Here is a 14,407-nt window from a genome sequence, read left to right as displayed (position 1 = left end):
GTGGGTTGGGGCTCCTACGGAACCACCGTTCCGTTTCTGAGGTGTCGAGTTGGTGGCGTGCTGACACGGACTATTCGGGCGTACCCGCGAAAAGGGCCGACTCGAATGTCGGCCCCTTTCGGGATGTCGTTATTTGAAGGGGGTCAGGAATTCGGTCGGGCGGAGGGGGCGGGAGGAGATGCGGACGTCGCCGATCCAGCCGTAGAAGCCCTGGCCGAACTGCTCCGCGAACTGGGTGGCGCCGATGACGAAGGGCTTGCCGAGGGTGGCGATGCCCGTCGACGGCTGGGTCGGGTTGCGGGCGATCTTCGAGCCGTTCACGTACACCACGGTCGCCTGGCCGTTGTTGACCACCGCGAGGTGCATCCATTCTCCGGTCGGCAGGGCGTGGCTCCAGGAGGTGGGGCTCGCGTCCTGCACGTCCGGGTAGACGACGAACTGCAGGAACCGTTCGGGGGACAGGTTCAGACTGCAGGTGGGCTCGTCCCTGGACCAGCCGTTGGTCTTGCCGGCGTCGCCGTTGCGGCCCTCCCAGCTCAGGATGCCCATCCAGGCGTGGTCGCCTTCGAACGGTTCGGGCAGCTTGACGAACGCCTCGATCGTGTACCCGGAGCGGAACTTCATGCTGTTGACGGGGGCGCCGGCCACGGCCTCCAGAATCGCGCCCCTGTCGGGGTTCTTGCCGCCGTCGAAACGCAGGCTGGCGTGGGCGGGCTGTCCGTCGTGGTGCTCGGGCGACCAGGTGAGCACTTCCGGCGCGCTGGAGTTCAGCCGCTGGACGGTCAGGTCGTTGCCGTGGCCGGTGAGGTCGCGGACCACCGTCCCGGGCGCGATCCGGTTCCCCGCCGTTCCGGCTCCGGAAAGCCCTTCGGTGTCGAAGCGCCAGTACGCCTCGGTCCCGCGGGGCATGACCGCCCTCGCCGGGCGCGGGGCGGGCGGCACCACCGGCGCGAACCCCTGGAAGCGCGCCGCGAAGTCGATCTCCACGCTGAAGCGGTCGGCCGGGCCGGTGAGCTCCAGCGTCTCGGCCTCCAGGGGAGTCCGCCGCTGCGGGTCGCGGGCGAGGAACCACGGCGAGAACGTCTCGACGTCGATGACGTCGCGGACGAGGTCGAAGTGGTACAGGCGGATCATGCCCGCGCCGCCGTAGTAGCGGTCCTGGTAGTTCGTGATGTGCGCGTGGACGTCGTTTCCGGCGTCGTTCTTCAGGATCGTGCGCCCGGGCGGCCAGTAGTGACCGTTGAGCGTGAGGAAGATCTGGTCGTTGCGGCGGATGAAGTTGTCCCACAGCCGTCGCCCGTAGCCGGAGAGGGACGCCTCGCCGTTGTCGTCGGACCCGACCAGTTCGTGGGTGGTGAAGATGACGGGCAGCGTGCGATGCGCGTCGAGGACGCCCTGCGCCCACCGCAGCCCCTGATCCGACGCCCTCCAGTCGAGGGCGAGGATCAGCCACTGCCGGCCGCCCGCCTGAATGACGTGGTAGCTGTTGTAGCCGTCCGGGGACGCACCACCGAACGTCGGCGACTTCGCGAAGCGGTGCGGACCGAAGGCGCGCAGGTAGGCGGTGTCTCCGCGCTGGTCGTCCGTCGACGACCGGACGTCATGGTTTCCGGCCAGAATGCTGTACGGCACCTTTTTGTCGATGGCCCGGAACGTCTTGTCCGCGAGCGCGATCTCCTGGTCGGTGCCGTGCTCGGTCACGTCGCCGAGATGCGTCATGAACGCGATGTTCGCGTCACCGCGTTCCGCGACCAGGTAATGGAAGGTTCCGAGCAGGGGGGTGGGATCGGCGCTGTCCGCGTCGAAGAGGTATTGGGTGTCCGGCAGCACGGCCAAGGCGAAACGAGGGCTCTGCGCGTCGAAGTTTCCCTTGCCACGCTCGCCGTCGCCGCCATCATGGTCCGCGCTCGCCGGAGAGGCGCCCATCGCCACCGAGAAAGCGCCGACGGCCGGGGTGGCCAATGCAGCCTGAAGCAGGGCACGGCGCCCGACACCACGCTGTTCGCCTACGGTTTCCATCTGTCTCCAACCAGCCTTTTCATTGGTAACGGCTGGACCGTAATCCGCAAGCGTTGCCACACGAAGACGCCGGCCTGAACGGCAGACACGACCGCAGAGAAGAGTTACAGCGCCTGGAGACCCTTGAGGACCTCGTGGAGGAGGGCCGGGTCGGGGTGTGCGGTGGTGGCCGGGGGGTGAGCGGTGATGAGGTCGTGGGTCTGGAGGTCGGTGAGGAGGAGGCGGAGGACGCCGAGGGGGAGGTCGGTGTCGGCGGCCAGTTCTACCAGCCGCCTCGCCCTGCGGACCAGGCGCAGGAGGCGGTGGTGTTCGGGGCCGAGGTCGGCGCCCACGGGCGGCTCGACCTCGGTGGACACGATGAGGCAGAGCAGGTCGAAGGACGTCGCGGGGGGTGGTGTGCGGCCTCGGGTCAGCGCGTACGGACGCAGCACGGGGCCGTCGTCGATCCACTGCGGGTCTTCCATCACCTGGTGCCCCCTGCATGAATGCCGGTCCACTGTGCTTTTTCGATCACCTGATGTCCCTCGGACGCGCGGCGGGCCGTTGTGGTTGTCCTCACGCGGCGCCTCTTGGGTGGGTGGTGAGGTGGTGGCTCGTTCTGGTCGTCAGGCGGGCCATTTCGTAGGCGATGACGCCGGCGTCCGCGTCCATCGTGCTGAGGACCGCGAGGCAGCTTCCGTCACCGGCGGCGGTGACGAAGAGGAGGGCCGCCTCCATCTCCACGATCGTCTGGCGTACGGCGCCGCCGTGGAAGCGCAGGGCGGCGCCCTTGGCGAGGCTCTGGAAGCCGGCGGCGACGGCGGAGAGGTGTTCGGCGTCCTCACGGAGCAGTCCTCCCGAGGCGGCGACGCGCAGCCCGTCGGTGGACAGGATGATCGCGTGGCGGACGTCCGCCACGCGGGCCGTGAAGTCGTCCAGCAGCCAGGTCAGCTCCGTCGACATGTCAGCCCTCCTCGCCGTCTCGCCCGCCCGGACCGAACGCCTCGGTCCGCGCGCCGTCGGCCCGGCCGCGACGCCAGCCCGATTGCAGGGAGTTCAGCAGCGCCCTGGTCTCTTCCGGCGATCGATCCGCAGGCGTTCTCGCGTCCGTGGGAGAGACCCGCTCGGGTACGCCCGCCGTACCCGAGGACCGTGACCGTTCCTGGGCGAGCTGGGGGGCGAGGGCGGCGTTGCGGACACGCCGGGGCAGTCCGCCTTCACGCGCGGGGGCGGCGGAGGACTTGGAGGACCCCGAAGAGGAAGAGGGGGTAGGTGCCCCCTGCGACGGGGACGCGGACGACCCTGGCGAAGCCGAGGACCCAGGGGACCCCCGAGACGACAAGGACGGCGTCCGGCGGGCGGTGGGCGGCTCGGCGGGGCGGCGGTCGCCGTCCTGGCGCGTGGTGATCAGGGACTCGGGGAGCAGGACGATCGCCGTCGTGCCGCCGTACGGGGAGACGCGGAGTTCGACCCGGATGTCGTGGCGGGCGGCCAGCCTGCCGACGACGTGCAGGCCGAGGCGTTCGGTCTCGGCGGGGTCGAACTCGGGGGGCAGGGAGAGCCTGCGGTTGAGCGCCTCCTGCTCCTCCTCGGACAGGCCGAGCCCCCGGTCCTCGATCTCGATGGCGAGGCCGCGGGCGACGAGCTCGCCGCGCACGGACACCTCCGTGGTCGGCGGGGAGAACACGGTGGCGTTCTCGATGACCTCGGCGCACAGGTGGATGACGTCGGCTGCGGCGTCGCGGGCGATGGCGACGTCCGGCACGGGGTGGACGCGGACCCGCGTGTAGTCCTCGACCTCGGCCACGGCCGCGCGCACGGCGTCCATGGCGGGGACGTCCTCGCGGTACGTGCGGCCGGGCGTGCCGCCGGACAGGATGACCAGGCCTTCGGCGTGCCGGCGCATGCGGGTGGTGAGGTGGTCGACGCGGAACAGATCGCGCAGGATGTCGGGGTCCTCGACCTCGCGTTGCAGGCCGTCGAGCAGCTTGAGCTGGCTCTGCAGCAGCGACTGGTTGCGCCGCGCGAGGTTGCGCAGCGTCTTGCCCGAGGCGTCGCGGACGCGGGCCTGTTCGGCGGCGCTCATCACGGCGGTCCGCTGGAGGGTGCCGAACGCGGCGCCGACGTCGCGTACCTCGGTGGTGGTGCTGCGGACGGTGAAGGGCGGCGCCTCCTCCTCCACGTCGACGGTCTCGCCGCGCCGCAGGCGTTCGAGCAGGCGCGGCAGCCGTACGCTCGCCAGGTCGGCGGCGGAGGCCCGCAGCTCGGCGAGTTCCCTGGTCAGGCCGCGTCCTACCCGGAAGGCGACGACGAGCGAGGTGACGACGGCGATCAGCCCGAGCACGCCGGTGAGCCCGGCCTGGACGAGCGTCCCGATGGCCATGGGCCGGGCGGCGGAGACGAGCCTGGCGCTGGCCCAGGTGACGGTGTTCTGGTAGGAGCCTTCGAGCTCGTCGGTGACGGTCCGCCAGTGGGAGTGGCTGAAGCCGAGCCCGGTGCCGGCCAGGAGCGTGTCCTCCATGACCTCGAACCTTTTGTACCCCCTGGACGCGGCCAGTTCGCCGAAGGCCGCGCGGACGTCCTCGGGCAGGTCGGGCAGGCCCTGTTCGAAGAGGAACCGGCGGTTGGCGGTGAGCTGGGCGAACAGCCGGTGCTCGGAAGGGGACAGCTCCCGGCCGGCAATGAGCGCGCCGGCGACCAGGGCGCGCTCGCGTGCCAGGAAGTCCTTGGAGTAGGCGATCGAGATGAGCCCGCGCGAGTGCTGGTAGATGGAGACGTCGTTGATGAGGCTCATGGCGTTGACGAGCTTCTGCATGGCGTCGGGGAACCGCGCGAACTCGCGGGTGAGCGTCACCTGGTCCACGGAGCCGATGTCGATGGACGAGCGCGTGGCGTCGAGGCGGTCCAGCGCCGCAATGGCGTCGGCGAATCCCGTGCGCATCGCGGGGGTGGTGAGGTCGGCCTGGGCCTCCTGGCTGAGAGCGAGGCGGCGCATGCGTTCGCGGGACTCGTCGGTGCGCTGCCGCTGCTCGATCAGCGCGTCACGGTTGCGCTGGGAGTGGGCGCCGAGGTACTCGGCGGAGATGACGTGCTCGCGTTGCAGGGCGGTGCTGAGCTCGTCACCGGGTCCGCCGATGTGCTCGTAGAGGGCGGCGACGGAGAGCAGGTTGGTGGACTCCCTCGTGGTGACGCTCGCCCCGAAGATCCACAGGGCGGCGAGGGAGAGGATCGGGATCACGAGCAATGCGGTGATCTTGAAGCGGACGGACCTGCTCGATGCCATGACACCTCATCGGTCGGCGGGTTGCCGTGATGGACCGGCAGCCGAGGGTGAAGATCGCCGATGAGACTAGCATTGTGGCGAGTGCTCGTCTTGATACATTTGTGATATCGGTCTCTTCGGTGGCTAGTGTCGGCTTAGCACCGCAGTAGCCCGACCTGTACTCCTTGTAGCGGTTTCCAGGGCGCTCCTGGTGGCGGTTTCGAGGGCGCTCCGTGTCGCGGTTTCGACGGCGCCCGCCGCGGCGTGCTCCAGCCAGGCCGTCCGCGCCAGGTGCACGAGGGGGACGGCCAGCACCGCGACGTCGATCCCGAAGAGCACCCATTCCACCAGACCGATCATGACCTCGTGGCCGGGAAGCGTCACGTAGATCAGCACGGCGAGCCCGCCGCCCGCGCCCAGCGCCAGCCACTCCAGCGGCCGGGCCGCCGCCCGCCAGCGCGCGTCCTCGCCGAACCGGCGGGCCATCAACCCCGAGGCCCCCGCCAGGCACATCAACGCGGCCACCACCAAGACGTCGGCCGCCGCCGTGCCCGGCATGACGGCCGCGCCGGTCAGCGCGCCCGCCCATCCGAGCATCAGGCGCTCCGGCCACCCCGAGACGGGCGCCCTCACCGCCCGCATCCCCGCGAGCAGCGCCAGGGCCGACAGTCCGAACAACGCCATCGCGATCGCGGTGTACCCGTCCTGGTCGAGCGCCGCGTACCGGCCGATCGTCAGGTCGACGATCCTGCCGGTCGGGGCGCCGAACTGTCCGGCGGCCAGCAGGACCGAACCGACGAGCATGCCGGTACCGGCTATGAGGGGATAAAGCCTTCTCAGGGGCAGCATGTATCCAGACTGACCCGAAAGGACCGTCGTCAACATCCGGTGCCACCCCTGATTCGACCCCTGAGGGGATCGGGGTCCGCCTCAGGGTCGCGGCCTCGGCCGGCGCCCGGCCAGGCGCTTTGCCATGGGATCCGGCCAGGCGTTCAGACGGCGGCCACCTCCGCGTACCGGGCGCGCACCTCGGGCACCGGGTCCGCCACGTACAGCTCGGCCGTCCCCGCCGCCCAGGTGGGCGGTTCCGCCGAGCCCGCGAGCAGCCAGGCGGCCTGCCGCGCCGCGCCGTCCGCGACGTACTCCCCCGGCTGGGGTACCAGGACGGGACGGCCGAACACCGACGGCGCGATCCGGCGCACCGCCTCCGACCTGGCCCCGCCGCCGATCAGCAGCACCCGGGCGGGGTCGAGCCCGAGCGCGTCCAGCGCGTCGGCCAGCCCGCACAGCATGCCCTCGACCGCCGCGCGGGCGAAGTGGGCCGGGGTGGAGTTGTCCAGCCGCAGGCCGTGCACCGAGCCGGTGGCGTCGGGCAGGTTCGGCGTCCGCTCCCCTTCGAGGTAGGGGACGAGCACGAGGCCGTCCGCGCCCGCCGGAGCCCGCAACGCGAGGTCGGACAGCTCCGCCGTGGTCACGCCGAGCACGTTCGCCGCCGCGTCGAGCACGCGGGCGGCGTTGAGCGTGCACACCAGCGGCAGGAACCGCCCGGTCGCGTCCGCGAAGCCCGCCACCGCGCCGGTCTCGTCCCGCGACGGCGTCTCGGCGACCGCGAACGCCGTCCCCGAGGTGCCGATCGACACGACGACGTCGCCGGGCAGCGCGCCGACCCCGAGGGCCGCGGCCATGTTGTCCCCGGTGCCCGGCGCGAGCCGTACGCCGCCCGCCTCGCCCGCCTGGCCCGTGGGCTCAAGGACACGCGGCACGACCGGGGCGTTCCCGGCGGCGAGCTTCAGCAGGTCGGAGCGGTACGTTCCGGTCGCGGGCGACCAGTAGCCGGTGCCCGAGGCGTCGCCGCGGTCGGTGGTGATCGCACCGATGCCGGGAGCCCCGGCAAGACGCCAGGTCAGCCAGTCGTGCGGCAGGCACACCGCCGCCGTCCTGGCCGCGTTCTCCGGCTCGTGCTCGGCGAGCCAGCGCAGCTTGGTGACGGTGAACGACGCCACCGGCACGCTGCCGACCGCCTCGGCCCACGCCCGGGGCCCGCCCAGCTCCGTCACCAGGTCGGCGGCGGCGCGGGCGGAGCGGGTGTCGTTCCACAGCAGCGCGTCCCGGACGACCTCGCCGTGCTCGTCGAGGCAGACCATGCCGTGCTGCTGCGCGCCGATGGACAGCGCCTGGACGTCGTCAAGGCCGCCCGCGCCGGCGATCGCCTCCTGGAGGGCGTTCCACCAGTGCTCGGGGGCGACCTCGGTGCCGGGCGGGTGGGGGGCGCGGCCCTCGCGGACCAGCGCCCCCGTCTCGGCGTCCCTGACGACGACCTTGCAGCTCTGCGTCGAGGAGTCGATACCCGCGACCAGTGTCATCCCCGCACTCCGAGGATGTGTTCGAGGGCGAGCTGGTTGAGCCGGGTGAAGTGGAAGCCGCGCTCGGCCGCCTCGTCCACGTCGAACGGCTCGTTGACCAGGTCGTCGATGCTCTCACCGGCGGCCAGGGTCGGCACGGACAGCTCGGGGACGCGGGACGCGGCCAGCGCCTCCTGGACCTCGGGGTCGGCGCGGAAGGCGGCGGACTTGGCCTTGAGGATGTTGTACGTGCGCATGTTCGCGGCGGCCGACACCCAGACGTCCGCGGCGTCCTCGGTGCGCAGCGGCTTGTAGTCGAAGTGGCGGGGGCCGTCGTAGCCGCCGTTCTCCAGCAGGTCGACCAGGAAGAACGCGCTCTTGGTGTCGCCGTGGCCGAAGACGAGGTCCTGGTCGTACTTCGGGCCGTGCTGGCCGTTGAGGTCGATGTGGAACAGCTTGCCGTGGAACAGAGCCTGGGCGATGCCGTGGACGAAGTTCAGCCCGGCCATCTGCTCGTGCCCGACCTCGGGGTTGAGGCCGACCATCTCGGGGTGCTCCAGCTCGCCGATCAGCGCGAGCGCGTGGCCGATCGTGGGCAGCAGGATGTCGCCGCGCGGCTCGTTCGGCTTGGGCTCCAGGGCGAACCTGAGGTCGTAGCCCTTGTCGATCACGTAGGCGCACAGGATGTCCATGGCCTCCTTGTAGCGCTCGAGGGCGGCCCGGACGTCCTTGGCGGCGTCGGACTCGGCGCCCTCGCGCCCGCCCCAGCAGACGTACGTCTTCGCGCCGAGCTCGGCGGCGAGGTCGACGTTGCGGATGACCTTGCGGATGGCGTACCTGCGGACGTCGCGGTCGTTGCTGGTGAACCCGCCGTCCTTGAAGACCGGGTGGGTGAACAGGTTGGTCGTCGCCATGGGAACCTTGAGGCCGGTGTCGCTCAGGGCCTGCTTGAAGCTCTGGACGGCCTTGTCCCGGTCGGACTCGGTGGCGAGGAGGTCGTCGTCATGGAAGGTCACGCCGTAGGCGCCGAGCTCGGCGAGGCGGTGCACCGACTCGACCGGGTCGAGCGGGGCGCGCGTGGCGTCACCGAAGGGGTCCCGCGCCTGCCAGCCGACCGTCCACAGGCCGAACGTGAACTTGTCTTCCTTCTTGGGTGCGTACGCGTCCACCGCTTGTGTCTCCCGATTTAGTCTATGTTGTGGACTAAATATCGGCCGGTAATCGAAGCTGGTCAAGAGGGACACGTCCACGAGTTCACCCGAAGGGGCTGGGCGCTGTGATCCGAACCCGGAAGATCCCCTGATGGCACCGGCCGTACGCCACGAGGCGATGCGCGCCGGGAACCTCGCCGTGGTGCTCGGCGAGCTCGACCGCCACGGTCCCCTGACCCGGGCCGCGCTGGCCGAGAACACCGGTCTGACGAAGACGACGGTGTCGAAGCTCGTCGGCGACCTCATCGAGGCGGGCATGGCCGTCGAGTCCGGCGCGGTGCGCGACGGCGAGCGCGGCCGTCCGGGCGTCGCGGTGCGCCTGAGCGGGCACCGGGTCGCCGCGCTCGGGCTGGAGATCAACGTCGACTACCTCGCCGCCTGCGTGGTCGACCTCAGCCGGTCGGTGCGCGTTCTCCGTACACAGGCTGTGGACAACCGGGCGGCGTCCCCGCAGGAGGTGATCGCGGGGCTGCGGGACCTCGGCGCCGCGATGCTGGACGAGGCCGCCGGGCTCGGGCTGACCGTCGCGGGCTGCGTCGTCGCCCTGCCCGGCCCCGTGGACCGCCTCACCGGCAGCGTCCACAGCGCGCCCAACCTGGGCTGGAAGGACGTCGCGGTCACCGGCGCGCTCGCGCTGCCCGTCCCGGTGCTGGTGGACAACGAGGCGAACCTGGCCGCGCTCGGCGAGCTGTGGTTCGGGTCCGGCGCCTCGCTCGGCGACTTCCTGCACGTCTCCGGGGAGATCGGCATCGGCGCCGGCCTGGTGGTGGACGGCGCGCTGTTCCGGGGCGCGCACGGGTTCGCGGGCGAGCTGGGCCACGTCGTCGTCTCGCCGGACGGGCCCGCGTGCCGGTGCGGCGGCACCGGCTGCCTGGAGCGTTACGCCGGTCAGGACGCGTTGGTGCCGCCGGGACAGGGAATCAACGACCTGGTGAGGCGTCTTCAGGCGGGCGACCCCGGGGCGGCGGAGGCCTGCGCGCGGGCCGGGGCGGCGCTCGGCGTCGCGCTCACCACCGCCGTGAACCTGGTGGACCCGGACACGATCGTGCTCGGCGGCATCTTCGCGCCGCTGTACCCGTGGGTGTCGGGCCCGGCGGCGGAGGCGATGCGCGCGCGGCTCGGGCAGATGCGCGCCCATGTCCCCACGCTGGCCGTATCGCGGGTGGGGGGCGACGCGGCGACGCTGGGGGCCGCCGGACAGGTGATCCAGCGGGTGATCGCCGACCCCGGCGCCTACCTGGACCTCACCGCCGGGGGCACTCTTGGTTGAACACTCAAGTGTCTCGGGCTACAGTTAGTTGAGAGTTCAATGATTACGGAGGCTGCCATGCCCGTCCACCGTCTCAACCACGCGGTCCTGTACGTGCGCGACGTCGAGCGCAGCGTGGCGTTCTACGAGGAGGCGCTCGGCTTCCGCGTCGTCATGGGCTTCCCCGGCGCCGCCTTCCTGCAGGCGCCCGGCTCGAACAACGACCACGATCTCGGCCTGTTCCAGATCGGCCCGGCCGCCAGGCCGTCGGAGGCCGGGCGGGCCACCGTCGGTCTGTACCACCTGGCGTGGGAGGTCGACACGCTCGACGACCTCGACCAGATCGCCGCCAAGCTGCGCGACCTGGGCGCGCTCGTCGGCGCCTCCGACCACTCCACCACCAAGGCCCTGTACGCCAAGGACCCCGACGGGCTGGAGTTCGAGGTCTCCTGGCTGGTCCCGGCCTCGCTGATCACCGAGGAGACGATCGCCGGGCGTTCGAGCATCCAGCCGCTCGACATCGCCCGGGAGAAGGAGCGCTACGGCGCGGACACCCGGGGCGGGGTCGGCATCTCGATCGGCGCCTGACGTCCCCAGGGGGCTCGGGTCAGGGCTCGCAGAGTTCGTTGACGGCCTGCTCGACGGTCTCCCGCGACTCCAGGTGGCGCTCCAGGCCGCTGATGCGCATCCGCCGCCGCAGGTGGACCGGCACGGCGGCCAGCAGGAGCCGCCCCTTCGCCGAGGTGACCTGGTTGAACGCGTAGACCAGGGCGCCCAGCCCGGCGGAGTCGCAGAACCGCATCTCGTGGAGGTCGATGACCAGGCGGGGGCCGCCCTGGTCCGACGCCCACGCCCCGTCGATGTGGGCGTAGAACATCGGCGTGCCTTGGAAGTCCAGCTCGCCCAGGACGCGGAGCACCGTGCAGTGCTCCAGGCGTTCAACACGGATTTCCACATGCGGACCGTGCTGCGACGCTGGCATGGACGTGCACCCCTTTCCTCCCAGTAGCTTTTCGGCGGGTCTGTGCAGGCTATGCCCCATCCGTCCCGAACGGCCACCTAGAGACTCTCATACCACACCCTGTTAGGAGACCTCACCGGCCACGAGACCCTCCCCCCGGTACGAGCGGTGGCTCACCGCCAGCGCGCGGCCCGGCGGGCGAGGGCGGGCACGGGGAGCGAGCAGGCGAGGAAGACGACGGCGACCAGCAGCCACCCCGCCGCCGCGAACGTCGTCAGCGCCAGCGTGAACACGGCCGGGGCGAACATCTGCACGGTGGCCGTGGCCGCCTCGGACGCGCCCTGGTAGGCGCCGCGCGCGTCCTCGCGCATCAGAGCGACGGACAGCCCCCAGCTTCCGCCGACGTATCCGAGCTCGCCGGCGACGTGGAAGAGCGCCGCGGCCGTCACCACGGTGATCGCCCCCGCGCCCGAACCTCCCGCCGTGGTGGCGAGCAGGACGCAGCTCACGGCGAGGAACCCGCCCGCCCACACGACCGTCCGCGCCGCTCCCGCGACCGTCCTGGTGAACCGGGTCACGAACACCTGGAGCGCCGCGATGCCGACCGAGCTGATCACCACGACCACGCCGCTCAGCGAGAGCGGCAGCCGCGTGGAGTTCGCGACCCACAGCGGCAGCCCGGTCGAGAGCATGGCCCAGCACAGCGACAGCAGCGACGTCGCCCCCACGACGGCCAGGTAGGGACGGTCGTGCAGCACCAGCCGGGCCCCCGGGCGCCGCTGCCCGGAGGCGCGCGTGCGCGGGATCGTCGCGGTCAGCACCGCGAGCACGGCGAAGCTGACGGTGTTGGCGACGACGGCGAGCCGGTAGACGGACGCGTCGTCGGCGGCCAGGACCACCGCCCCGAGGGCCGCCCCCAGCGCGTAGCCGACGTGCTGGGCGACGCGCTGCCGGGCGAGCGCCCTCACCCGCGCGTCCGTCCCGGGGACGAGCCCGGCGACCAGCGCGGTGCGCACGGCCGTGGCGCCGTTGGACGGGGCGACGAAGACGGCGGTGACCAGCACGAAGGCCCACGGGTCGCCGGAGAGCGCGTAGCAGGCCATGGCGGCTCCGCGGATCACCGTGACGCAGACCAGGACGGTCCGGGCGTCGAAGCGGTCGGCCATGGCCCCGAGCGGGATCGCCACGGCCAACCCGAGGCCACCGGCCACCGCCATGGCGGCGCCGACCGTGGCCGGGGGCAGGTGCAGGACGCGCGTGAAATACAGGACCCAGATGGTGAACCAAAGCCCGTCCCCGAGCGCGGAAACGCCCCTCCCCCACAGGAGGCGCCGCAACCCCGCCGCCTCTCGCACGTGCTCACGGCCCGGCGTCCGCACCATCTTTCATCCACCCTTCATGGAACCGTTAAACGTGAACGTAGCCGTGGCGGCCCCCGCTGGGCAACCACCTTTCATGAGTTGGTGAAAGATGGATAGACTGGCGTCCGGTGGAGGGAACGAGCGAGGCGGAGGGCTCATGAGCGGCACCGAGCGGCCGGGCTGGGTCGATTCGCGCGAGCCCGTCGTGGCGTCCGTCACCGGCCTGGCGCGCGAGCTGGCCGACCCGGTCCGCCTCACCGCGCTCCAGCTGCTGTCCGCCGAGGGCCCGCACACCCTCACCCAGCTCGCCGACGCGCTCGGCGTGTCCGCGCCGCGCCTCGGCAACCACCTCGCGCGCCTGCGCTCCGCCGGCCTCGTCGCCGTCGAGCACCACGGGCGGCACGCCGTCTACCAGGTGGCCGCGCCGGGCATCGCCGACGTGCTCACGGCCCTGGCCAGATACGCGCGCGCCGACCTCGCCGCCGGTCCCGTCCGCCCCGCCACGGCCGACGACCTCGCGCACACCTGCTACGACCACACGGCCGGTCTCCTCGGCGTCGCGATCTTCGCCGCCCTCACCGAGCGCGGCGCCCTGCTGCCGCCGGACGGGCGCGACAGCGCGCTCGCGCTCGGCGGCGATCCGTCTCTGTTCGGCGAGCTGGGCGTGGACGTCGGCGCGGTCGAGCCCGGCCGCCGCAAGCTCGCCACCGCCTGCCTCGACCGCACCCACCGCCTGCCCCACCTGGGCGGCGTCCTCGGCAAGGCCGTCCTCGACGCCCTCGTCGCCCGCGACCTGGTGCGCCCGCGCGAGGGCGCCCGCACGCTGACCCTCACCCCTCGGGGGACCCGCGAGCTGCCCGCCCTCGTCCCCGGCTTCACCCCGCCGTCAGGACCGGGCCGTGTGGACTCCGCGTGAGGACTCGGCCTTGAGGACCGGGCCGTAAGGACAGCAAAGAGTGACCGGCGCCGCTCTAGGAAAGCCGATCATCGGCTCCGTACGGTCGAGGGAATGAGAAGGGACTCGGTGTTAGAGCGTGCCCGCCGGTTCGCCGGGGACGGGCTGGTCACGGTCAGGGACCATATCCGCGGGCTGCCGACCGGAGCGCTGATCGCGGGCGGCGCCGTGATCGCCGTCCTCGCCATCGTGCTGCTGGTCATCTCGTTCATGCTGCCGGACGCGTCCGCCACCCCGCCCGCCGTCTCGGTGCGGGTACAGGCCACCGCGTCCCCCGTACAGGCGATGGGGATACGCGAGCAGCTCGCCCTGGAACTGCGGCGCGCCCGGCAGGCCAGCGGCCTGTCCCTCACCGGCGCCGGACGGCGCTCCGGCCTCGCGCAGTCGCGACTGAGCGGCCTCGAAGAGGGCACCGTCCGCCCGACCGCCCGCGACGTGGACGCCCTGTCCGGCGCGTACGAGCTGTCGCCCGAGGACCACAACCGCCTGATGTACCTCCAGTTCCGCCTCGACCGCTGACCGCCCCCGGCGAGCCTCACCGCGCCTGAGATGACTCCGGGCGCGGAAGGGGGTGGCCGGCCCCCACGGCGAGTGGCCCCACCGGCTCGGCGTCCGAACCGACCGGCCGGCCGCCGTGTCCTCGGCGAGGTGACGGATTCCTGACGCCCGGTGGCCGTCCGGGTTGGACCGGTCCCGTTTGCGGGCGCGAACGCAATTAATTGCAAGCACTTGCGACTCTATTACGACGATATTTCTGAGTATTGCACTTCTGTGTCCGGCTCTGTCTAATGATTGCAGCCGGTCCGTAGTCGCGGCGGGGACGACCCGTGCCGGTACGTGCCTTTGGACATGGAAGAAGAGGAGTGCACGTGACTGTCTCGCGCCGGAGGTTCATGACCTCCGTGGTGTCCGGGTCCGCCCTCGCGGCCGTCGGTTCCTCGCAGCTGGCGTCCGCGCTGACCAGCGCGGCGAGCGCGGCGAGCCCGCCCGGGGACGTCGTCGGTAAGATCACCGTCGGGTACCAGGGCTGGTTCGCCTGCATCGGCGACGGCGCCCCGATCAACACCT

At 71.8% G+C, this 14,407-nt stretch carries 15 protein-coding genes; 6 read left to right on the top strand and 9 right to left on the bottom strand.

Features of this window, described 5'->3' with window-relative positions; translation table 11 throughout:
* Window positions 1-129: 129 nt before the first annotated feature.
* Entirely contained in the window at window positions 130-1,719 is a 1,590-nt protein-coding gene (locus DQ384_RS15535; RefSeq protein WP_245966506.1) for a laminin G domain-containing metallophosphoesterase family protein, read from the bottom strand.
* Here DQ384_RS15535 and DQ384_RS42895 point away from each other — a divergent pair.
* Entirely contained in the window at window positions 1,711-2,097 is a 387-nt protein-coding gene (locus DQ384_RS42895) for a hypothetical protein (RefSeq protein WP_245966505.1), read from the top strand. The two genes, DQ384_RS15535 and DQ384_RS42895, sit on opposite strands and share 9 nt — an antisense overlap.
* Before the next feature lie 26 nt (window positions 2,098-2,123).
* On the opposite strand, the gene DQ384_RS15530 is transcribed toward DQ384_RS42895, so the two are convergent.
* The 6 genes from DQ384_RS15530 to xylA all read right to left on the bottom strand — a co-directional run bounded on the left by DQ384_RS15530 (window position 2,124) and on the right by xylA (window position 8,771).
* A complete protein-coding gene (locus DQ384_RS15530; protein WP_114029533.1) occupies window positions 2,124-2,483 on the bottom strand; it encodes a DUF742 domain-containing protein in 360 nt (119 codons plus the stop codon).
* Window positions 2,484-2,574: 91 nt separating this feature from the next.
* Entirely contained in the window at window positions 2,575-2,961 is a 387-nt protein-coding gene (locus tag DQ384_RS15525) for a roadblock/LC7 domain-containing protein (protein WP_114029532.1), read from the bottom strand.
* 1 nt (window position 2,962) lies between these two features.
* Window positions 2,963-5,281 (bottom strand): sensor histidine kinase, encoded by a 2,319-nt coding sequence (locus DQ384_RS15520; protein WP_114029531.1) that lies wholly within the window; start codon window positions 5,279-5,281, stop codon window positions 2,963-2,965.
* A gap of 123 nt (window positions 5,282-5,404) precedes the next feature.
* The gene (locus tag DQ384_RS15515; RefSeq protein ID WP_147268787.1) at window positions 5,405-6,109 is read right to left on the bottom strand and encodes a DUF998 domain-containing protein; all 705 of its coding nucleotides are present in this window, start codon (window positions 6,107-6,109) and stop codon (window positions 5,405-5,407) included.
* A 143-nt stretch (window positions 6,110-6,252) separates the two neighbouring features.
* Window positions 6,253-7,623, bottom strand: a complete 1,371-nt coding sequence (gene xylB / locus DQ384_RS15510; RefSeq protein WP_114029529.1) for a xylulokinase — start codon at window positions 7,621-7,623, stop codon at window positions 6,253-6,255.
* Entirely contained in the window at window positions 7,620-8,771 is a 1,152-nt protein-coding gene (gene xylA, locus DQ384_RS15505; protein WP_114029528.1) for a xylose isomerase, read from the bottom strand. Before xylA ends, xylB begins: the two co-directional genes overlap by 4 nt.
* A 133-nt stretch (window positions 8,772-8,904) precedes the next feature.
* Here xylA and DQ384_RS15500 point away from each other — a divergent pair, with 133 nt between their 5' ends.
* Window positions 8,905-10,083, top strand: a complete 1,179-nt coding sequence (locus DQ384_RS15500) for an ROK family transcriptional regulator (protein ID WP_114029527.1) — start codon at window positions 8,905-8,907, stop codon at window positions 10,081-10,083.
* A 57-nt stretch (window positions 10,084-10,140) separates the two neighbouring features.
* Complete coding sequence (locus tag DQ384_RS15495; protein ID WP_114029526.1) at window positions 10,141-10,650, top strand: VOC family protein; 510 nt, start codon at window positions 10,141-10,143, stop codon at window positions 10,648-10,650.
* Window positions 10,651-10,669: 19 nt separating this feature from the next.
* Here DQ384_RS15495 and DQ384_RS15490 read toward each other — a convergent pair whose 3' ends face one another.
* Entirely contained in the window at window positions 10,670-11,017 is a 348-nt protein-coding gene (locus DQ384_RS15490) for an STAS domain-containing protein (protein WP_181871231.1), read from the bottom strand.
* A 179-nt stretch (window positions 11,018-11,196) separates the two neighbouring features.
* The gene (locus DQ384_RS15485) at window positions 11,197-12,405 is read right to left on the bottom strand and encodes an MFS transporter (RefSeq protein ID WP_114029524.1); all 1,209 of its coding nucleotides are present in this window, start codon (window positions 12,403-12,405) and stop codon (window positions 11,197-11,199) included.
* A gap of 136 nt (window positions 12,406-12,541) precedes the next feature.
* Here DQ384_RS15485 and DQ384_RS15480 point away from each other — a divergent pair, with 136 nt between their 5' ends.
* The 3 genes from DQ384_RS15480 to DQ384_RS15470 form a co-directional block, all read left to right on the top strand.
* Window positions 12,542-13,300 (top strand): ArsR/SmtB family transcription factor, encoded by a 759-nt coding sequence (locus DQ384_RS15480; RefSeq protein WP_114029523.1) that lies wholly within the window; start codon window positions 12,542-12,544, stop codon window positions 13,298-13,300.
* 108 nt (window positions 13,301-13,408) lie between these two features.
* Window positions 13,409-13,858 (top strand): helix-turn-helix domain-containing protein, encoded by a 450-nt coding sequence (locus DQ384_RS15475; protein WP_181871230.1) that lies wholly within the window; start codon window positions 13,409-13,411, stop codon window positions 13,856-13,858.
* Between the two features lie 350 nt (window positions 13,859-14,208).
* The coding region (locus tag DQ384_RS15470; protein ID WP_220182974.1) for a hypothetical protein at window positions 14,209-14,407 on the top strand (199 nt) is incomplete at its 3' end.

Origin of the sequence: Sphaerisporangium album (assembly GCF_003323745.1) — a bacterium.
GTDB classification, from domain to species: Bacteria; Actinomycetota; Actinomycetes; order Streptosporangiales; family Streptosporangiaceae; genus Sphaerisporangium; species Sphaerisporangium album.
This window is presented reverse-complemented; position numbering and strand designations above follow the sequence as displayed.